At 64.7% G+C, this 18,898-nt stretch carries 18 protein-coding genes and 1 pseudogene; 18 read left to right on the top strand and 1 reads right to left on the bottom strand.

The features are described 5' to 3' along the window. Window positions 1–18 precede the first annotated feature (18 nt). The 4 genes from IEG05_RS10780 (at window position 19) to IEG05_RS10765 (ending at window position 3,901) form a co-directional block, all read left to right on the top strand. A complete protein-coding gene (locus IEG05_RS10780; protein ID WP_046620181.1) occupies window positions 19–831 on the top strand; it encodes an alpha/beta fold hydrolase in 813 nt (270 codons plus the stop codon). After that, window positions 828–1,685: an alpha/beta hydrolase gene (locus IEG05_RS10775; RefSeq protein WP_046620182.1), complete on the top strand. Its 858-nt coding sequence runs from the start codon at window positions 828–830 to the stop codon at window positions 1,683–1,685. Before IEG05_RS10780 ends, IEG05_RS10775 begins: the two co-directional genes overlap by 4 nt. Window positions 1,686–1,919: 234 nt before the next feature. Further along, complete coding sequence (locus IEG05_RS10770) at window positions 1,920–2,723, top strand: DUF4892 domain-containing protein (protein ID WP_023447214.1); 804 nt, start codon at window positions 1,920–1,922, stop codon at window positions 2,721–2,723. Window positions 2,724–2,806: 83 nt separating this feature from the next. Beyond that, window positions 2,807–3,901: an AI-2E family transporter gene (locus IEG05_RS10765; RefSeq protein WP_191122032.1), complete on the top strand. Its 1,095-nt coding sequence runs from the start codon at window positions 2,807–2,809 to the stop codon at window positions 3,899–3,901. Window positions 3,902–3,916: 15 nt separating this feature from the next. Here IEG05_RS10765 and IEG05_RS10760 read toward each other — a convergent pair whose 3' ends face one another. Beyond that, on the bottom strand, window positions 3,917–4,906 hold the full coding sequence (locus tag IEG05_RS10760) for a patatin-like phospholipase family protein (RefSeq protein WP_041014078.1): 990 nt from the start codon (window positions 4,904–4,906) through the stop codon (window positions 3,917–3,919). Between the two features lie 182 nt (window positions 4,907–5,088). On the opposite strand from IEG05_RS10760, the gene selD reads away from it, so the two are divergent. The 14 genes and pseudogenes from selD to IEG05_RS10690 all read left to right on the top strand — a co-directional run. Further along, the gene (gene selD / locus IEG05_RS10755; protein ID WP_090519760.1) at window positions 5,089–6,123 is read left to right on the top strand and encodes a selenide, water dikinase SelD; all 1,035 of its coding nucleotides are present in this window, start codon (window positions 5,089–5,091) and stop codon (window positions 6,121–6,123) included. Continuing rightward, the gene (mnmH, locus tag IEG05_RS10750; RefSeq protein ID WP_191122031.1) at window positions 6,123–7,229 is read left to right on the top strand and encodes a tRNA 2-selenouridine(34) synthase MnmH; all 1,107 of its coding nucleotides are present in this window, start codon (window positions 6,123–6,125) and stop codon (window positions 7,227–7,229) included. The genes selD and mnmH overlap by 1 nt, the downstream gene beginning before the upstream one ends. Window positions 7,230–7,258: 29 nt before the next feature. After that, on the top strand, window positions 7,259–7,537 hold the full coding sequence (locus IEG05_RS10745) for a hypothetical protein (protein ID WP_014820449.1): 279 nt from the start codon (window positions 7,259–7,261) through the stop codon (window positions 7,535–7,537). A gap of 259 nt (window positions 7,538–7,796) precedes the next feature. Then, window positions 7,797–8,714 (top strand): AAA family ATPase, encoded by a 918-nt coding sequence (locus tag IEG05_RS10740; RefSeq protein WP_014820448.1) that lies wholly within the window; start codon window positions 7,797–7,799, stop codon window positions 8,712–8,714. A gap of 34 nt (window positions 8,715–8,748) precedes the next feature. After that, on the top strand, window positions 8,749–9,711 hold the full coding sequence (locus tag IEG05_RS10735) for a DUF58 domain-containing protein (protein WP_191122030.1): 963 nt from the start codon (window positions 8,749–8,751) through the stop codon (window positions 9,709–9,711). Then, window positions 9,708–11,708, top strand: coding sequence for a transglutaminaseTgpA domain-containing protein (locus IEG05_RS10730; RefSeq protein WP_191122029.1), 2,001 nt, complete (start codon window positions 9,708–9,710; stop codon window positions 11,706–11,708). Before IEG05_RS10735 ends, IEG05_RS10730 begins: the two co-directional genes overlap by 4 nt. Window positions 11,709–11,826: 118 nt before the next feature. After that, a complete protein-coding gene (locus IEG05_RS10725) occupies window positions 11,827–12,624 on the top strand; it encodes an acyl-CoA thioesterase (RefSeq protein WP_014820445.1) in 798 nt (265 codons plus the stop codon). Between the two features lie 175 nt (window positions 12,625–12,799). Further along, window positions 12,800–13,255 (top strand): ATPase, encoded by a 456-nt coding sequence (locus IEG05_RS10720; RefSeq protein ID WP_191122028.1) that lies wholly within the window; start codon window positions 12,800–12,802, stop codon window positions 13,253–13,255. Between the two features lie 69 nt (window positions 13,256–13,324). Further along, entirely contained in the window at window positions 13,325–13,762 is a 438-nt protein-coding gene (locus IEG05_RS10715; RefSeq protein ID WP_191122027.1) for a YqaA family protein, read from the top strand. A 74-nt stretch (window positions 13,763–13,836) separates the two neighbouring features. Next, complete coding sequence (locus IEG05_RS10710) at window positions 13,837–14,904, top strand: AraC family transcriptional regulator (RefSeq protein WP_191122026.1); 1,068 nt, start codon at window positions 13,837–13,839, stop codon at window positions 14,902–14,904. A gap of 185 nt (window positions 14,905–15,089) precedes the next feature. Beyond that, a complete protein-coding gene (locus IEG05_RS10705) occupies window positions 15,090–15,857 on the top strand; it encodes an SDR family NAD(P)-dependent oxidoreductase (protein ID WP_090519776.1) in 768 nt (255 codons plus the stop codon). A gap of 11 nt (window positions 15,858–15,868) precedes the next feature. Next, on the top strand, window positions 15,869–17,053 hold the full coding sequence (locus IEG05_RS10700) for an acetyl-CoA C-acyltransferase (RefSeq protein WP_191122025.1): 1,185 nt from the start codon (window positions 15,869–15,871) through the stop codon (window positions 17,051–17,053). A gap of 10 nt (window positions 17,054–17,063) precedes the next feature. Next, window positions 17,064–18,203 (top strand): acyl-CoA dehydrogenase, encoded by a 1,140-nt coding sequence (locus IEG05_RS10695; RefSeq protein ID WP_191122024.1) that lies wholly within the window; start codon window positions 17,064–17,066, stop codon window positions 18,201–18,203. Between the two features lie 135 nt (window positions 18,204–18,338). After that, window positions 18,339–18,776: pseudogene (locus IEG05_RS10690) on the top strand (AMP-binding protein); the annotation flags it as partial. Window positions 18,777–18,898 lie beyond the last annotated feature (122 nt).

Raw genomic sequence — 18,898 nt, 5'->3', positions numbered from 1 at the left:
TGTCCGGCAATGCCTTCCATGTCGCAACGCATCTTCTTCGCCCACGCCAATGGCTTTCCCTCGGCCACCTATCGCAAGCTGTTCGACGCCTTGGCGCCGGAATACCGGGTCACGCACATGGACCGCCATGGGCACGACCCGCGCTTTCCGGTCGACGATAACTGGAACAACCTGCTCGACGAGTTGTTCGAGCAGCTAGATCGATTGCACGAGCCGGTGTGGGGGGTAGGGCATTCGTTCGGTGGCATGCTGCACTACCGCGCCGCGCTGCTGCGCCCGGAGCTGTACCACGGGGTCGTCATGCTGGATTCGCCGATACCGACCTGGTTCGACCAGACGGTGATCTGGGCGGCCAAGCGCCTCGGTTTCATCGACCGGCTGACGCCGGCTGGCCGCACGCTAGGACGGCGCGAACAGTTCGCCAGTGTCGAAGAGGCACGCGCCTATTTCGCCGGTAAAGCCCTGTTCAGCAGCTTTGATCCGGAATGCCTCGAAGCCTATATCGAGCATGGTCTGGAGCCTGTGGGGCAGGGGGTGCGCCTGCGTTTCGATCCGCAGACCGAAATCAGCATCTATCGCAGCGTGCCTCATCTCACTCCCGGTTGGCCGCCGGCCTTGAAGATTCCGCTGGCGATGATTCGCGGGCGCGATAGTCGTGTCGTGCTGCCGCATCATGGTTATCTGCTGCGGCTGATGTCGCGTGGCGAAGCGCACAGCTTGCCAGGAGGCCACATGTTTCCGTTCGAACAGCCGCAGCAGACCGCCGAAAAGCTGCGTGAACTACTTGGCCGCTGGGGCAGCTATACCGAGCTTTCCAAGGGGGCTGCATGAGCGTGCTGTTCGAAGAAGTCCGGCTGAGCCTGCCGCATCTCGAGGTGGCGGCGCATCTTTACGGGCCCGACGATGGTAAGCCGGTGATTGCGTTGCATGGCTGGCTGGATAACGCGGCGACCTTCAGCCGGCTGGCGCCCAGGCTGAAAGGGCTGCGCATCGTGGCGCTGGATCTGCCTGGTCACGGCCATTCCGATCATCGTCCGATCGGGGCCGGATACAACATCTGGGACTACGCCCATGACGTGCTGCAGGTCGCCGAGCAGTTTGGCTGGCAGCGCTTTTCATTGCTCGGGCACTCCATGGGCGCGATCGTTTCCGTGCTGCTCGCCGGTGCGCTACCCGAGCGCGTCGAGCGGCTCGCATTGATCGACGGCGTGATTCCCTACACCGGCGAGGCTGATAGCGCGCCGCAGAAGCTTGGTTCCGCCCTCGAGGCGCTGCTCGCGGTGAACGACAAGCGCAAGCCGGTCTACGCGAGTTTCGACCAAGCTGTGGAAGCGCGGATGAAAGGTGTCGGCGCGGTCAGTCGCGAGGCGGCCGAGATGCTCGCACTGCGCGGGTTGATGCCTGTGCCCGGCGGCTACACCTGGCGCACAGATCCACGCCTGATGCTTCCCTCGGCAATGCGGCTGACCCGCGCCCATGCGTTGGCCTTCGTCAGTCGGGTCGCTTGCCCGACCAGCCTGGTGCTGGCCGAGCAGGGGTTGATGATGCAGCCTGAGCTGCTTGAGCTTGTCGAAAGCTTCCCGTTCGATATCCGCCGCCTGGTGGGTGGGCATCATTTGCATCTGGACGATGACATTGGCGCTGAGGCGGTCGCCAGGGTATTCAACAGCTTCTTGCACGACTGACGTATCCGGCGGGCTCGCAATACTCTCTCGCAAACCCTTGCTTGACTTGCTTTTGCCAACTGGCGAGGCTGGGAAGCAATGTTCCAGCAGAGCCAGCGCAATGATCGATCGCTACAGTGCCACGTTTCCCTGCGAGCACCGGCCTGCTGACGTTCTGAGCCTATCGGGTCCATGCGACGCGATACGCCGGTTGAGCTTCGGCAAGCAGTCGAAGGTGTCCCGTTGAGGAGAGTTATGCGAAGTGCATGGATAGCAGCGGCGGCGTTTTTCTCCGCCGCTGTGCTGGCGGCTGACGTTACCGGGAGCGCCGATCTGGAGCGCCTGCCTCGTTTTGCCCAGGCGCAGATCGTCGATTACCGGCAAACCCAGGTTCAGGAGCGGGTGTATCCGCAGGACTCGATACGTCGCATCAGTGGCAACCTGCGGATGGCCTCCCAGGTGGTCGTCTCTGGCGAGCTGACCGCGATCACCTATCAATTGCCAGCCACGCACACGGGTATTGAAGCCTTTACCGAGGCTCGCGGCACGCTGTTGCAACGGGGCGCCGAGTTGCTCTTTTGGTGCGAAGGGCGTGAGTGTGGTTCCAGCAGTCTGTGGGCCAACGCAATCTTCGACAAGTCGATGCTCTACGGTCCCGAGGCGCAGCAGGCCTATCTATTGGCGCGCATGCCCGGGGGTGAGGGCGAACTGATCGCGCTGTACGGGATTACCCGTGGCAACGGTAGGCCTTATCTGCATGTCGAACAACTTCTCTCCGACCGGCCTTTGACGGGTGTACTGCCGACTGCGGCGACATTACAACGACAGCTGCGCAGCACTGGCGAACTGCGTCTACCGGATCTGGCCGATGAGCCGACGGCCGAGTGGGGTGCGCTGCTAGCCAACGTCATGCGCCTGGACAGCACAACGCGGGTGAGCCTGGCCGGCCGCAGCGCAGCGGCCTGGCGTGAGGCGCTGGTCGCCGAACGCATTCGTGGCGGCCGCCTGGAAGTGGATGAGTCGGAGCAACCCGGTTTGCTCATCAGACTATTGCGCTGATCCTGCGTAACGGCTGCAATAGCCGTCTTCGCTGGCGCGTTGCTGACAGAACGCGCCGGCTCTTTTCAGTAGAGTAACTTCGCATGCTCAACAATGATCGCCTGCTGGTGCAGATTCTGCTCCTCGGGCTGCTGGCCGCCTGTCTCTGGGTACTGGCGCCCTTTGCTTCCGCGTTGTTCTGGGCTGCCGTTCTGGCATTCGCCAGCTGGCCGGTCATGCGCGTGCTGACCCGTTGGCTGAATGGCAATGCCACGCTCGCCGCCGGTCTGCTCACGTTCAGCTGGATGGTTCTGGTGGCGGTGCCGCTGGTTTGGCTGGGCTTCAACATCGCCGACCAGATACGCGATGCCAATGCATTGCTGCACGATCTGCAGGTTGAGGGACTACCGCCGGCGCCGGCCTGGCTGGGTGAGGTGCCGCTGATAGGCGATGCACTGCTGAATTTCTGGAGCACCGTGGACGAGCAGGGCACGGCGCTGATCGCCAGCATTCGGCCCTACATCGGCCAAGTCGCCAACTGGCTCCTGGTGCGCAGCGCGCGCATCGGCGGCGGGATGCTCGAACTGGCGCTGAGCCTGGTGCTGGTGTTCTTTTTCTATCGCGATGGGCCACGCTTGTCGGCATTCGTCCATAGCCTGTTGCACAGGCTGATCGGTGACCGTGCGGATCATTATCTGGAACTCGTTGCGGGGACGGTGCAGCGAGTGGTCAACGGGGTGATAGGCACTGCCGCGGCTCAGGCGATTCTGGCCTACATCGGTTTTCTCATCGCCGGGGTGCCGGGGGCGCTGGTGCTCGGGCTGCTGACCTTCGCCTGTAGCTTCATCATGGTGCCGCCGCTGATCTGGGGCCCAGCCGTTGCCTGGCTGGCCTGGCAGGGCGATTACGGTATGGCGATCTTCCTCGGCGTCTGGGGGATGTTCATCATCAGCGGCGTGGACAACGTGCTCAAACCCTATCTGATCAGCCGAGGGGGCAATCTGCCGCTGGTGGTGGTGCTGCTCGGTGTGTTCGGCGGCATTCTCGCGTTCGGTTTCATGGGGCTGTTCCTCGGCCCGACCCTGCTCGCGGTCGCCTATAGCCTGCTGGGTGACTGGCTGATCAAGGAGGTGCCGCAGATGCCACCGCACGAATCGACGCAGCTCGCGAACGAGCGGCGGGAACCTGCCGGGCGGTGAGGTGGCGTCTGCCGGTCACTGCTCCTCTTCGTAGCGCACGAGGGCGTCGTGGGCGACGATGCGGCCCAGCGCTATGAGCTCCGGCGCCTTGTAGAACTCGTAGAAGCGGCAGGCCCGCTTCGGAATATTGACCAGTACATTCGGCGGATAGCCGGCGATCTTGTACTGCGCCAGCGAAGACTGCATGACATCGAAGCTCTGGTTGATCAGCTCCAGCAGCGACGCCGGGCCAGTCACATCGATTACCGTCGAGCCTTCCGCCGATCGAGGCGCGCTGCGGCTGGTCGGTGCGGCCGGTGGCTGATCACCGCGAGTCAGTTCGCCTGCGCGGATATCCTCGATCTGTTCGGTCAGCTCGGCTTCGTCCTTGCGCCAGAACGGGATGTGCGAGCTGATCGAGGTCATGAGCGAGTCGAAGCGGCCGGGGCGCTCGATCTCCGGCAGCGGATATTGCTTGTGATTGTTGGCGTTGAGGTTGACCGCGATGATCATGTCGCAATGCGCCGACACCACCGGGACGATCGGTAGGGGATTGAGCAGGCCGCCGTCGACCAGCATGCGATTGCCCTGCATGACCGGCGTGAACAGGCTCGGGATGGCCGCGGAGGCGCGCATCGCCAGTTCCAGGCTGCCTTCCTGAAACCAGATTTCCTGCTGATTGGTCAGGTCGGTGGCGACCGCGGTGAACGGAATCGGCAGATCCTCGATGCGGGTCTTGCCGACCATGTCGCGGATGCGGCCGAACACCTTTTCGCCGCGGATCGCGCCGAGACTGAAGCTCGGGTCGACCAGGCGCAGCAGATCCAGATAATCGAGGCTTTCGATCCAGCTGCGGTACTCGTCGAGCTTGCCAGCTGCATAGATGCCGCCCACGACCGCGCCCATGGAGCAGCCGGCGATGCAGGCGATCTCGTAGCCACGTGCCTCCAGTTCCTCGATCACGCCGATGTGCGCATAGCCCCGTGCGCCACCGGATCCCAATACCAGTGCAACTTTCTTACTCATGCGGTTCTCCCTGTGGCACTCGCGATAGCTTCATGCCTGGCCGGCGAGCCTGCAAGCGCTGATCGGGAACTCGTCATGTGCGAGCCTGTCACCGCGTGCCAGAATCCAGCGGCAACCGGCGAAATCACGGTGGCCTTTGCTACAATCGCCGCCCGTTTGTGCACGTGTCACGAGAGAGCCTGATGAGCGAACCGATCCGCCTCACCCAGTACAGTCACGGCGCCGGCTGCGGCTGCAAGATATCGCCTAAGGTGCTGGATGTGATTCTTGCCGGCAGCGGTGCGCAGAACCTCGATCCGCGCCTTTGGGTCGGTAACGCCTCGCGTGATGACGCCGCGGTGTATGGCATCGATGAAGAGCGCGGCGTGGTGTCGACCACAGACTTCTTCATGCCCATCGTCGACGATCCGTTCGATTTCGGTCGCATTGCTGCGACCAATGCCATCAGCGACATCTACGCCATGGGTGGCGATCCGCTCATGGCCATCGCCATCCTCGGCTGGCCGGTCAACGTGCTGCCGCCGGAAGTCGCCCGAGAAGTGATCGCCGGTGGCCGCGCCGTCTGCGATGCCGCAGGCATTCCCCTCGCCGGCGGCCATTCGATCGATGCGCCCGAGCCGATCTTCGGCCTGGCCGTCACCGGCCTGGTGAACAAGCATCAGATGAAGCGCAACGACACCGCTACCGCCGGCTGCAAGCTGTACCTGACCAAGCCGCTGGGCATCGGCATCCTCACTACCGCGGAGAAAAAGGCCAAGCTGCGCGCCGAGGACATCGGCTTGGCCCGCGACTGGATGTGCACGCTGAACACCGCCGGCAGCCGTTTCGGCAAGCTTGAAGGCGTTCGCGCCATGACTGACGTCACCGGCTTCGGCCTGCTCGGCCATCTGGTGGAAATGGCCGACGGCAGCGGCCTGACCGCCGAGATCGACTACCCTCGCGTCCCGCGCCTGCCGGGCATCGAATATTACCTGGAGCAGGGCTGCGTGCCCGGCGGCACCCAGCGCAATTTCGACAGCTACGGTGAACGCATCGCCACGCTCGACGAACGCCACAAGCAGCTGCTCTGTGACCCGCAAACCAGTGGTGGCTTGCTGGTCGCCGTGGCGCCGGAAGGCGAAGCTGAATTCCTCGCCGTTTGCGCCGAGCTCGGCCTCGCCTTGGAGCCGATCGGCCAGCTGGTGGACGCGCGCAGTCATGCAGTAGAGGTGCGTTGATGCGCAGCGATACCGAAGATTTTCGCGCGTTGTTCCTCCACGACACCCCGATGATGGATGCCCGTGCGCCGGTGGAATTCGACAAGGGCGCGTTTCCCGGCGTAGTCAACCTGCCGCTGATGAGCGACATCGAGCGGCAGAAGGTCGGCACCTGCTACAAGCAGCACGGCCAGAAAGCCGCCATCGAGCTGGGCCATCAGCTGGTGTCCGGCAAGACCAAGGCGGAGCGGCTTCAGGCCTGGGCCGATTTCGCCCGGGCTCATCCGAACGGCTACCTGTACTGCTTCCGTGGTGGTTTGCGTTCGAAGATCGTCCAGCAATGGCTGAAGGACGAGATGGGCATCGAGTACCCGCGGGTCGTCGGCGGCTACAAGGCGATGCGCCATTTCTTGCTGGATACCATTGATCAGGCTGTCGAGCAGTGCGGTTTCGTGCTGGTGGGCGGGATGACCGGTACCGGCAAGACCGAAGTGCTGGCGCAGCTGGATAACAGCCTGGACCTGGAAGGCTTGGCCAATCACCGTGGCTCCAGCTTCGGCAAGCGCGCGACACCACAGCCGGCGCAGATCGATTTCGAGAATGCCCTGGCGATCCGGCTGCTGAAGATGCGTGCAGCGGGCATCGAGACGTTCGTTGTCGAGGACGAGGCGCGTCTGGTCGGGCGTTGCTCGATTCCATTGCCGCTGTTCAACGGCATGCAGGAATTTCCGCTGGTCTGGCTGGAGGACAGCCTGGAAGGGCGCGTCGAGCGAATTCTCAAGGACTACGTGATCGACCTGTGCGCTGAATTCATCGCCGAGCAGGGCGAAAACGGTTTCGCTGCATTCGCCGAGCGTCTGCAGCAAAGTCTGGTCAATATCAGCAAGCGACTCGGCGGCGAGCGTTACCAGCGCCTGGCATTGCTGATGGATCAAGCGCTGGCGGAGCAGGCGCGTAGTGGCTCTGTCGACCTGCATCGCGCCTGGATTGAGACGCTGCTGGGTGAGTATTACGATCCCATGTACGCCTATCAGCGCGAGAGCAAGGCCGAGCGTATCGAGTTCGCTGGCGACCAGCCGTCCGTGGTCGAGTATTTGCGGCACCGTCAGGCGCGAGCTGCGCCTTAACTCCTGAATGGCATACGAGGGATCATGCGATGAAAACCTGGCTATCTTTGCCTTTGCTGGTTCTGTTGCTGGCCGGTTGTGCTGGCAAGACGGCATACCGTGACAGCTGCGCCGCGGAGCTGAATGCGGCGTGGAAGGAGCAGAGCCTGGCGGAAGCCGAAGGCTTCGCCGGTACGGTCAGCTACTCCAAGGCCATGGCCTTGCTGACCGGCGCCAAGACGCAGCAGCAGTTCGAAGCCTTCCGCGGTTGCACGCAGAAAGCGCAGAAGGCGCGCTTCTACCTTCGCGAATCCCGCGCCGGTCGCTGAGCCGGCGCCTCCAGTTGCTGGTCCGTTCGCTAGCGCACGGGCCGGCAATTGCCTTCGAGCTTTCCGGCTCGCTTACCGCTTTCCCGCGGCCGTCATCTCACAAGCAATGTCTGCAGCTGCTTTCCATCGTCTGGAAACAGGCGCAGCGGCGTGAGCGTTGCAACGGTGCCAGGATCACAAACTCGTCACCGGGCATTTCCTTCGCTTTGCCTGGCCGCAGCTGACCAGTAGCATCAGGGCGACGAACGAAGGAGAGTCTATGCGCACCCGATTGGACGCCTGCCTGCGAGCAGTCAACGAAGTATTGCTCGGCAAGGAAGCCCAGGTTCGACTGGCCCTTGCCTGTCTCTTGGCCCGAGGTCATCTGCTGGTCGAAGACATGCCGGGCATGGGCAAGACCACCCTGAGCCATACCCTGGCCAAGGTGCTGGGACTGGAGTTCCAGCGCATCCAGTTCACCTCCGATCTGCTGCCCGGCGACATTCTCGGCACCTCGGTGTTCGACAAGGACAGCGGACAGTTCGTCTTCCACCCGGGTCCGATCTTCGCCGAGCTGGTGCTGGCCGACGAGATCAACCGCGCCACGCCGAAGAGCCAGAGCGCGCTGCTTGAAGCCATGGAGGAGGGGCAGGTCACCATCGAGGGGGCGACGCGCCCGTTACCTGACCCATTCTTCGTCATCGCCACACAGAACCCGGTCAGTTCAGGCGGCACCTTTGCGTTGCCGGAATCGCAGCTAGACCGCTTTCTCATGCGCGTTTCCCTGGGCTATCCGGCCAAGGCAGCGGAAAAGGCGCTGCTGTTGGGCGAGTCGCGACGCGATCTGCTGACCCGCCTCGAACCGCTGCTGGAACACGACGAACTACGTGCCATTCAGGACGCAGTGGGCAACGTGCGGGTCAGCGATGCGCTGGTCGATTACGTGCTGCGACTGGTGGAGGCCACCCGCACGCAGCCGCAATTCGCCTGGGGACTGTCGCCGCGTGGCAGCCTGGCCCTGCTTGCGGCTGCACGTGCCTGGGCGTTTCTCGACGGTCGCGACTACGTGATCCCGGAAGACGTGCAGGCGGTGTTGCCAACCGTGGTCGGTCATCGCCTGCGCGAGCGCGCGGATGCCACCGGTCACGGCGGCGGCGCGCTGGTGCAGTGGTTGCTGCGCGAAGTGCCTGCGCTGTGACAGCGACATCCGCGCATGACGGCGGGCAACTGTCGTGAGGCTGTTGCCGCGCTTTCGTGACCGCTGGCTGCTACGGCGTATCCCGCCCGCTTCCAGCGTGCGCCTGAACCAGCGGCGCATCTTCATCATGCCCACCGCGGTCGGGCTGGCGTTCCTGGTGGCGCTGCTGCTGATGCTGCTGACCGCGATCAACTACCAGAACAGCCTGGCCTACGGCCTGACCTTTCTGCTCGGGTCGTTGTATCTCGTCACCATCCTGCATACCTGGCGCAATCTTGCCGGCCTGGTCCTGCAGGCGGGCGGAACCACCGCAGCATTCGTCGGTGAGCAGGCGCTGTTGCGGGTGCGTCTGGAAAGTCCCGGTCGCGCCTATCAGGCGGTGGCGCTCGGCTGGCCGGCCAGCGGCTTGCGCCTGGTCGATGTGCCGGCGGGCGGCGCCGTCGAAGTCGAATTGAGCCTGCCGACGCAACGCCGCGGCTGGCTGCGACCGGGGCGTGTGCGGGTCGAGAGCCGGTTTCCGCTGGGCCTGCTGGTGGCCTGGAGTTGGATCGATCTGGAGTTGGCGGCGCTGGTCTACCCGCAGCCATCGTTTGCCGAGCGCCCTCCTGGCGGCAGTGCGCCGGAAACCGAGGATGAGGGCACACTGACGCGCGGCGCCGGTGTCGACGACTATCAAGGGCTACGGGCCTGGCAGCCGGGCGATCCGCGCCGACGCCTGCACTGGAAGGCCTATTCCCGTGGCCAGGGCCTGCTGGTGAAGGATTTCGCCAGCCTGCTCGGCAACGATCCGCTGCTCGACTTCGATGCCCTGGACGGCGACACCGAGCAGCGCCTGTCGAGGCTCTGCCACTGGGTCGTCGACCTCAGCGACAAGCAGCAACCGTTCGCACTGCGCCTGCCGGGTGAGCTGGTCGGACCCGATGGCGGGCAGGCTCATCGGGATGCCTGCCTGCGTGCACTGGCGCTGCATGGCCTGAGCGAGGAGGGCGCGAAGTGAGCGCGAAGCCGGGAATTCCGCGCAACAGCCTGATCTGGCTGCTGGTGGCGCAGGTGCTGGTGATCCTGCCGCACCTCACTCATCTGCCGCTATGGATCATCGGCCTGTGGTTGGGCTGCGCCAGCTGGCGGATCCAGATATTCCGCATGCGTGCGCGTTATCCGCGCAGCTGGCTCAAGGCGCTGCTGATGATTGGCGCCGGCTTCGGCGTGTATTTCTCGCGCGGCAGCCTGGTCGGCCTGGAAGCCGGCGTGGTGCTGCTGATCGCTGCGTTCATTCTCAAGCTCGTGGAGATGAGCACCCGTCGCGATGCACTGGTACTGATCTTCCTCGGCTTCTTCGCGGTGGTGACCAGCTACCTGTTCGAGGACAGCCTGATCGCCGGACTGTATAGCCTGCTGCCCGTCACCGCATTGCTGGCCGCGATGATCGGGCTGCAGCAGAGTAGCCTGGTCACCCGACCATGGCCGACGGTACGCCTGGCCGGTTCGCTGCTGTTGCAGGCGATTCCGCTGATGCTGGTGCTGTTCCTGTTCTTCCCCCGCCTGCCGCCGCTGTGGTCGTTGCCGCAGGCCGGCGACCGCGGCACAACCGGCCTGGCCGATCACATGGCGCCCGGCGATATCGCCCGTCTTGGCCGTTCGGCGGAGCTGGCCTTTCGCGTCACCTTCGACGGCGACATTCCGCCCCGCGACCAGCTCTACTGGCGCGCGGTGACCTTCGAACGCTTCGACGGTCGTCGCTGGTCGCAGTCCTACGCCTCGCAGCTTCCCCAGGCGCCGGAGTGGCAGGCGGCTGGTGAGCCGCTCAGTTACAGCATCGTCATGCAGCCCAGCGGTCAGCCCTGGCTGTTCGCGCTGGATGTGCCGCAGGTCGCGAGCGGCGAGGCGCAGCTGATGGCAGATTTTCATCTCCAGCGCCGCCAGCCGGTGAACAAGCCGCTGATGTATCAGGCGACCTCATGGCTGGACGCGCGTCGCGAAGCGACCAGCGCACCGGCGAGCCTCGGCCGTGCATTGCAGCTGCCGGAGCAGGGCAATCCACGCGCTCGCGCCTGGGCGACCGAGCTACGGCGCTCTGCGCAGGAGCCGCAGGCGATGGTGGATGCGCTGTTGAAGCACTTCAACAGCCAGCCCTATCACTACACCCTGGAGCCGCCGCCGGTGGGGAACGATATCGTCGATGACTTCCTGTTCGAGACGCGCAGCGGTTTCTGCGCACACTACGCCGGCGCCATGACTTTCGTGCTGCGCGCAGCGGGCATTCCGGCCCGGGTGGTGGCGGGCTATCAGGGCGGTGAGGTCAACCCGGCGGGCAATTATCTCTCCGTTCACCAGTTCGACGCCCACGCCTGGGTCGAATACTGGGTCGCTGAGCGCGGTTGGGTCAGTGTCGACCCGACCTTCCAGGTCGCGCCCGAGCGGGTGGAGCAGGGCCTGGAGCAGGCGCTGGCCCGTGAGCAGAGCTTTCTCGCCGACGAACCGATGTCACTGCTGCGCTACCGTGACATCGGCTGGATGAACGCGCTGCGCCTGCGCTGGGACAGCCTCAATTACGGCTGGCAGCGCTGGGTACTCAGCTATCAGGACGAGCAGCAGTCGCAGATGCTGCAACGCTGGTTCGGCAAGCTGGACGGGCAGACGCTCGGTCTTGGCCTGGTGGCGCTGCTGGGTGTGCTGACCGGCGTGCTCGTGCTGCTGCTGTTCAAGCCTTGGCGGCGCGAAACGGACGTTCATCAGCGCCTGTTCCGGCGCTTCGAACGACTTCTGGCACGTCATGGCGCGCGCCGCCACAAAGGCGAGGGCGCCCGTAGTTTTGCCCAGCGCGCCGCAGCGATGCTGCCCGAACAGGCGCCGGCCATTCTTGCGTTCGTCAGCCTCTACGAGGCGCAGCGCTACGCCCAGCAAACTGATGCGACTGACGACCTGTCACGCGCCTTGAGCCAGCTGCGCCGGGCGCTGCCCTGGCGTCCCGCTGCGCCGGCACAACGTGGCTGACGTCCATTGCCGGCATGGATGATTCGGCATTTCATGCGGCCGCTTCTGCCAGGCAGGCTCGCACCCTCACCGGCGCCCCTTTAACATCGCTCGCATAACGAACGATAACGAGGTGGATATGGAGCTTTGCGAGCTGTTGCAGGCGGTGCGTGACAACCCCGGCAGTGTGGTGGTACCGGCCAGCTGGGGACAGGGGCGTGCCGGTTTCGGCGGTCTGGTCGCCGCGCTGGTCTTCGAAAGCATGCGCGCCAAGGTGCCCGACGGCAGACCGCTGCGTTCGCTGGCGATCACCTTCGTCGGGCCGCTGGCGCTGGACACGCCGGCGAGCTTCGAGGCCGAGGTACTGCGAGAAGGCAAGGCCGTGAGCCAGATGCTAGGCCGCGTGATGCAGGACGGGCAGGTGGTCACCATAGTCCAGGGCAGCTTCGGCGCAGCGCGCAGTTCCGTCGTGGATGTCGCGGCCGAGCCGGCGCCGGCCATGCCACCGGTCGAAGCCTGCCAGGAACTGCCTTACGTAGCAGGCGTAACGCCGGAATTTACCCGCTACCTGGCCATGCGCTGGGGCATCGGCGGGCTGCCATTTTCCGGCAACGCGTCCCGCGAAATGGGCGGCTGGGTGCGCCAGCGTGGTGATGTACCCCGCGAGCCGATGACTGAAGCGCACCTGCTGGCGCTGGTCGATGCCTGGCCGCCTGCCGTGTTGCCGCATCTGAAGAGCTTCGCGCCCGGCAGTTCACTGACCTGGACCATCGAATTCATCCAGCCGTTGCCTGAACTCGACAGCCACGACTGGTGCATGTACCGCGCCGTTATCGAGCATGCCCGTGACGGCTACGGCCACTGCGCCGCGGCGTTGTGGACACCAACCGGAGAATTGGTCGCGCTGAGCCGTCAGACCGTCACTGTGTTCGGCTGAGCCTCACCGCGCTGCGCAGCATCGTGCAGCGCGACAGGCCGCCGCGCGGTATGGGCCTGCGGGTGAGCTAGTCTTTAACCTGAGTAATGCAAACGTGCGCGGGAAATGACGGACTCGTGCGTCGGCAGGCATGTCGACGCGGTATCTGTGGCTGCCACCCAGCGGAGATTTGGCGATGAAGATCGAGCGATTCGAAGACCTGGTCGACTGGACACGCGACACCCACGCCATGCTGGCGCGATGCATGGCGCGCTGTTCCGACAAGCATGACGAGACCCGCGCCAAATGGCTGCTCGTATACATAGCCGACCACGAGCGCGCGCTGGCCGAGACGGTCGACAAGATCGAGAAGCATGCGGACCCGAAAGCGCTGCACACCTGGATCTACGACTACCTGACGCGCAACCCGGTGCTGCGCAACCAGGCGTGCAAGGCCTACGACACCATGACCGTGGAGGAGATCTCGCTGGACATCTTCACCATCCACAATCAGTTCATCGATCTGTACCGATCACTGGCGCGGCGTGCCGAGATCGACGGCGCGCGCAACTTGGCCGAAGACCTGTTGCGCCTCGAGGAACACGAAACCATGCGCCTGGCGCGGCAGGTCAGCCGTATTCACGAGATGTAAGCGCAGGCGTGGGCGGATCGTTTCGAGCATACTGCCGCACCAGTCAGGATGCTGCTCACGGGGCGGTTGATGTTCGCGTTTTCCGGCTATCTCGGCCTTTTTCTCGCAGCCTTCGGGGCTGCCACGCTGCTACCGATGCAATCCGAGGCGGTGCTCGCCGGCCTCCTTCTTTCCGAACGCTACACGGTCTGGGCCCTGGTCGCCGTGGCCAGCCTCGGCAATGTGCTGGGCTCGGTTGTGAACTGGCTGCTCGGGCGTTACGTCGAGCATTTTCGCCACAAGCGCTGGTTTCCGGTCAACGAGCGGCAACTGACGAAGGCGCAGCACAGCTACCATCGCTACGGTCGCTGGACCTTGCTGCTCAGCTGGGTGCCGATCATTGGTGATCCGCTGACCCTGGTCGCCGGCGTGATGCGTGAGCCGCTATGGAGCTTTCTGCTGATCGTCACGTTGGCGAAGACCGCGCGCTACCTCATGGTGATGGGGTTGACCCTGGGCTGGATGTGACGCAAGGGCTGACAGCGCGACCGTGCCTGGCCGATCATGGCGGCCAACGACTACAGGGCAGGAAACCGAGCCGCATGACCAGCGAGGCGCAAACGACAGCAGACGAGGCAGCCGCCTCGGCGATAGCCCGCCGGGACAGCATCAGCGTCCGCCTGGTAGCCGAGGCGCTGCTGGGTTTTGTGCAGCCCGGGCTATCCACCGGGCAGCTGCTGGATGAGATCGGCCTCGACCCCGCCTGCCTGCAAGATCCCGACGGCCGCATGGACGTGCGCGACTACTCGCAACTCTGGCTGCGCCTGGCGCGGCGCTTCGATGACGAATTCTTCGGCATGGACCCGCGCCGGCTGCGCTGGGGCAGCTTCGTCTTTCTCAGCCGCAGCTGCATCCAGCAGCCGACACTGGAGAAGGCGCTGGTTCACGCACTGAGCTTTCTCGGGCTGGGCCTGGAGAACCTGCGTGGCAAGCTGATCCGCAGCCAGAGCCTGGCTGAAGTGGTGCTGCGCGAACGCAACCCCGAGCCGGCGCGAGCCTTTTGCTACTTCACCTTCTGGATGCTCCTGCACGGCCTGGCCTGCTGGCTGGTGGGGCGGCGTATCCCGCTGCTGGCGGTCGAGTTGCGTTGTGCCGAACCGGACTACACGGATGATTACCGGGTGATGTTCTCCGACAACCTGCGTTTCGGCCGGCCGTCGACGCGGATTATTTTCGCTGCCGAAGTGCTCGATCTGCCGATCCGTCGTAGCGAAGCAGAATTGCAGGCCTTTCTCGCCGAAGCGCCAGCCAACATCCTGGTGCGTTATCGCGACCACTCCAGCCTGGCCAGTCGCATCAAACAGCACCTGCGCAGCCTGCCTGCCGAACGCTGGCCAGACAGCGAGACGCTGGCACAGACCCTGTGCATCTCGGCCTCGACCCTGCGTCGCCGGCTGGCGGAGGCGGGGCAGCCTTATCAGGCCATCAAGGACGGCTTGCGCCAGGAAATGGCCACCGAATGGCTGGCCGACGCCGCCATCAGCTATGGCGAAATCGCCGAGCGGCTGGGGTTTGCCGATGTCAGTTCGTTCTACAAGGCGTTCCGCAAGTGGACAGGTATCAATCCCGGGCACTACCGCAACCTGATTCTGGCGCCGGCGCGCGCCTGATAGCGCGTTGTTGGGCCTGAGGCCTCCAGCTGTCCTCACGCCTTTAGCGATAGCGGGATGATTGCCTTTTGCCATTGGCCAAAACGGTCAGGCAGGTTGAGAACATCGACCATTGCCGCACCCGTGTCGCTGTCCAAAGATAACCCCGGCTTCGCACCGAATAACAACAAGCACGGGAGACAGCCATGCAGATTCGCGACAAGGTATTCCTCATTACTGGCGGCGCCTCCGGCCTTGGCGCTGCCGCGGCGCAGGCGCTGGTCGAGGCGGGCGGCAAGGTCGTGCTCGCCGATCTGGACGAAGCCGCGGCCAACGCCACGGCACAGGCGCTCGGGCCTAGCGCCCTCGGCGTCGCCGCCGACATTCGTGATGAACAGGCCGCGCGCCATGCCGTCGCCACCGCGCGCGAACATTTCGGCGGGCTGCACGGGCTGGTCAATTGCGCTGGCGTCGCCGGTGGCGAAAAAGTGCTCGGACGCAATGGTCCGCACAGCCTCGACGCTTTCAGCCGCATCGTCGGCATCAACCTGATCGGCAGCTTCAACATGCTGCGGCTGGCCGCCGAGGCGATGGCGGAGAACGCGCCAGACGCTGATGGCGAGCGCGGCGCGATCATCAATACCGCATCGATTGCCGCCTTTGACGGGCAGATCGGCCAGGCCGCCTATGCTGCGTCCAAAGGCGGTGTGGTCAGCATGACCCTGCCGGCCGCGCGCGAGCTGGCGCGCTTCGGCATTCGCGTGATGACCATCGCCCCCGGTGTGTTCGAGACACCGATGATGGCCGGCATGACCCAGGAAATCCGTGACTCGCTGGCCGCCGGCGTGCCGTTCCCACCACGCCTGGGCCATCCGGCCGAATACGCCGCGCTGGTGCGGCACATCTTCGAGAACAGCATGCTCAACGGTGAGGTGATTCGCCTCGACGGCGCCTTGCGCATGGCCGCCAAGTAAAGGAAGCAGAGATGAAAGATGATCCGATCGTAATCGTCAGCAGTGCGCGCACGCCCATGGGCGGTTTTCAGGGCGACCTGCAGGGGATGACCGCCTGGCAGCTCGGTGCTGCCGCCATCCGTGCCACCGTGGAACGCAGCGGCCTGCCGGCCGAGAACGTGCAGGATGTGCTGATGGGCTGCGTGCTGCCTGCCGGCCAGGGCCAGGCACCGGCGCGCCAGGCGGCATTGAGCGCCGGGCTGACCCGCGCCACCACCTGCACCACGGTCAACAAGATGTGCGGCTCGGGCATGCAGACGGTGATCATGGCCCACGACCAGCTGCTCGCCGGGAGTGCCGATATCGTCGTCGCCGGCGGGATGGAAAGCATGTCCAACGCGCCTTACCTGCTCGACCGCGCCCGTGGCGGCTATCGCATGGGGCATGGCCGGGTGCTCGACCACATGTTTCTCGATGGTCTGGAAGACGCCTACGACAAGGGCCGCCTGATGGGCACCTTTGCCGAGGAGTGCGCCGACGCCTTCGGCTTCACCCGTGAGGAGCAGGATGCGTTCGCGCTGGAATCGCTGCGACGGGCCCAGGCGGCAATCGCCGAAGGGCACTTTGCCGATGAGATCGTCGCGCTGGACGTCACTCAGGGCAAACAGCAGCGGCAGATCCGCGATGACGAGCAGCCGCCCAAGGCGATGCCGGAAAAGATTCCCAGCCTGAAGCCGGCGTTCCGCGAGGGCGGCACGGTGACTGCGGCCAACTCCAGCTCGATTTCCGATGGCGCCGCCGCGCTGCTGTTGATGCGCCGTTCCGAAGCCGAGCGCTGGGGCCTGCAGCCACAGGCGGTGATCCACGGCCACGCGGCCTACGCCGATGCGCCGAACCTGTTCACCAACGCGCCGATCGGGGCGATCCGCAAGCTGATGGAGCGCACCGGTTGGTCCACCGGAGACGTGGATCTGTTCGAGATCAACGAAGCCTTCGCGGTGGTCGCCATGGCCAGCATGCGCGAGTTGGGGCTGGACCACGCCAAGGTCAACGTCAACGGCGGTGCCTGCGCGCTCGGCCATCCCATCGGTGCTTCGGGCGCGCGGATCCTGGTGACGCTGCTTTCGGCCCTTCGTGCACGTGGTCTGCGCCGTGGCGTAGCGGCGATCTGCATCGGCGGCGGCGAAGCCACCGCCATGGCCGTCGAACTGATCTGAGGAGGCACCCATGCTGCCCAATGAAGATCAAAACGCGATCGCCGAGATGGCCCGCCAGTTTGCCCAGGAGCGGCTGAAGCCTTTTGCCGAACAGTGGAGTCGCGAGCATCGCTATCCCGCCGAAGCAATTGGCGAAATGGCCGCGCTCGGCTTCTTCGGCATGCTGGTGCCGGAGCAGTGGGGCGGCAGCGACACCGGCTATCTGGCCTATGCCATGGCGCTGGAAGAGATCGCCGCCGGTGACGGCGCCTGCTCGACCATCATGAGCGTGCACAACTCGGTGGGCTGCGTGCCCATCCTGCGTTTCGGCAATGACCAGCAGAAGAGTGACTTCCTTACTCCGTTGGCCCGTGGTGAGCAGATCGGCGCCTTTGCGCTGACCGAGCCGCAAGCGGGCTCCGACGCCAGCAGCCCGCGCACCCGCGCCCGTCGCGACGGCGATCATTACGTGCTCAACGGCGCCAAGCAGTTCATCACCTCCGGTAAGCATGCCGGCACGGTGATCGTCTTCGCGGTGACCGATCCGGACGCCGGCAAGCGCGGTATCAGTGCCTTTATCGTGCCGACCGACAGCCCGGGTTATCAGGTGGTGCGGGTGGAGGACAAGCTCGGCCAGCACGCGTCGGATACTTGCCAGATCGCCTTCGAGGACCTGCGCGTGCCGGTGGCCAACCGGTTGGGCGAGGAGGGTGAGGGTTATCGCATTGCCCTGGCCAATCTCGAAGGCGGACGCATCGGCATCGCCGCCCAGGCGGTCGGCATGGCGCGCGCGGCGTTCGAGGCGGCGCGTGATTACGCCCGCGACCGGGAAACCTTCGGCAAGCCGATCATCGAGCATCAGGCGGTGGCGTTCCGCCTGGCCGACATGGCCACCCAGATCGCCGTGGCGCGGCAGATGGTGCATCACGCCGCTGCGTTGCGCGAAGCCGGACGGCCGGCATTGGTGGAGGCGTCGATGGCCAAGCTGTTCGCCTCGGAGATGGCGGAGAAGGTCTGCTCGGCAGCGATACAGACCCTGGGTGGCTACGGCTACCTGTCCGACTTCCCGGTGGAGCGCATCTACCGCGACGTGCGGGTCTGCCAGATCTACGAAGGCACCAGCGATATTCAGCGCCTGGTCATCGCGCGCAACCTCGGAGGGCCGGCCTGAGCTGAACCAGCTGCGCCTGCGTGCCCCAAGGCGCATCGATACGTGATTTCAGTGGTGCCGGTAGAACGCCGTTTCCTCGACCGGCACTTGCACAATAAAAACAAGATAGAGGTAGGAAACATGCAACCAGGATTGATGCAGAACGCCCCCCTGTTGATCAGCAGCATCGTCACCCACGCCGCCCGTGCTCACGGTGATCGCGAAATCGTCTCGCGGCTGGTCGACGAACCCCTCTGGCGTTATGACTATGCCGGGCTCGCCGCCCGTTCGGCGCAGGCCGCCAGCATGCTGGGCAAGCTCGGCATCGGCCCCGGAGATTGCGTGTCGTCGCTGGCCTGGAATACTCACCGTCACTACGAGCTGTTCTTCGCCGTGCCCGGCATCGGCGCCGTGCTGCACACGGCCAACCCGCGGCTGTCGGACGAACAGATCGTCTACACCATCAACCACGCCGGCAGTCAGGTGCTGCTGTTCGACAGCAGCTTTGCCGAGTGCGTCGCCCGGCTGCGGCCACGTCTGGGCAATATCCGCCATTTCATTGAACTGGCCGCGCAACCGAGTTCTGGCCTAGCAGGCCGTTGAAAAAAGCCAGAGCCCGCGTGGCTCTGGCAAAATGGCGGCCATCCTCTTCTGCCGAAGCCAGCCCAAGCCGATGCGTGGACTCGACCTCAAACAAAACGAGCTGTTCAGTTATA

Origin of the sequence: Stutzerimonas kunmingensis (assembly GCF_014764705.1) — a bacterium.
Classification (GTDB): Bacteria; Pseudomonadota; Gammaproteobacteria; order Pseudomonadales; family Pseudomonadaceae; genus Stutzerimonas.
This window is presented reverse-complemented; position numbering and strand designations above follow the sequence as displayed.

Excerpts from the sequence above, each read along its gene's own strand:
- IEG05_RS10780 (WP_046620181.1), top strand. The coding sequence starts at position 19 with ATGTCGCAACGCATCTTCTTCGCCCACGCCAATGGCTTTCCCTCGGCC.
- IEG05_RS10775 (WP_046620182.1), top strand. The coding sequence starts at position 828 with ATGAGCGTGCTGTTCGAAGAAGTCCGGCTGAGCCTGCCGCATCTCGAG.
- IEG05_RS10770 (WP_023447214.1), top strand. The coding sequence starts at position 1,920 with ATGCGAAGTGCATGGATAGCAGCGGCGGCGTTTTTCTCCGCCGCTGTG.
- IEG05_RS10765 (WP_191122032.1), top strand. The coding sequence starts at position 2,807 with ATGCTCAACAATGATCGCCTGCTGGTGCAGATTCTGCTCCTCGGGCTG.
- IEG05_RS10760 (WP_041014078.1), bottom strand. The coding sequence starts at position 4,906 with ATGAGTAAGAAAGTTGCACTGGTATTGGGATCCGGTGGCGCACGGGGC.
- selD (WP_090519760.1), top strand. The coding sequence starts at position 5,089 with ATGAGCGAACCGATCCGCCTCACCCAGTACAGTCACGGCGCCGGCTGC.
- mnmH (WP_191122031.1), top strand. The coding sequence starts at position 6,123 with ATGCGCAGCGATACCGAAGATTTTCGCGCGTTGTTCCTCCACGACACC.
- IEG05_RS10745 (WP_014820449.1), top strand. The coding sequence starts at position 7,259 with ATGAAAACCTGGCTATCTTTGCCTTTGCTGGTTCTGTTGCTGGCCGGT.
- IEG05_RS10740 (WP_014820448.1), top strand. The coding sequence starts at position 7,797 with ATGCGCACCCGATTGGACGCCTGCCTGCGAGCAGTCAACGAAGTATTG.
- IEG05_RS10725 (WP_014820445.1), top strand. The coding sequence starts at position 11,827 with ATGGAGCTTTGCGAGCTGTTGCAGGCGGTGCGTGACAACCCCGGCAGT.
- IEG05_RS10720 (WP_191122028.1), top strand. The coding sequence starts at position 12,800 with ATGAAGATCGAGCGATTCGAAGACCTGGTCGACTGGACACGCGACACC.
- IEG05_RS10715 (WP_191122027.1), top strand. The coding sequence starts at position 13,325 with ATGTTCGCGTTTTCCGGCTATCTCGGCCTTTTTCTCGCAGCCTTCGGG.
- IEG05_RS10710 (WP_191122026.1), top strand. The coding sequence starts at position 13,837 with ATGACCAGCGAGGCGCAAACGACAGCAGACGAGGCAGCCGCCTCGGCG.
- IEG05_RS10705 (WP_090519776.1), top strand. The coding sequence starts at position 15,090 with ATGCAGATTCGCGACAAGGTATTCCTCATTACTGGCGGCGCCTCCGGC.
- IEG05_RS10700 (WP_191122025.1), top strand. The coding sequence starts at position 15,869 with ATGAAAGATGATCCGATCGTAATCGTCAGCAGTGCGCGCACGCCCATG.
- IEG05_RS10695 (WP_191122024.1), top strand. The coding sequence starts at position 17,064 with ATGCTGCCCAATGAAGATCAAAACGCGATCGCCGAGATGGCCCGCCAG.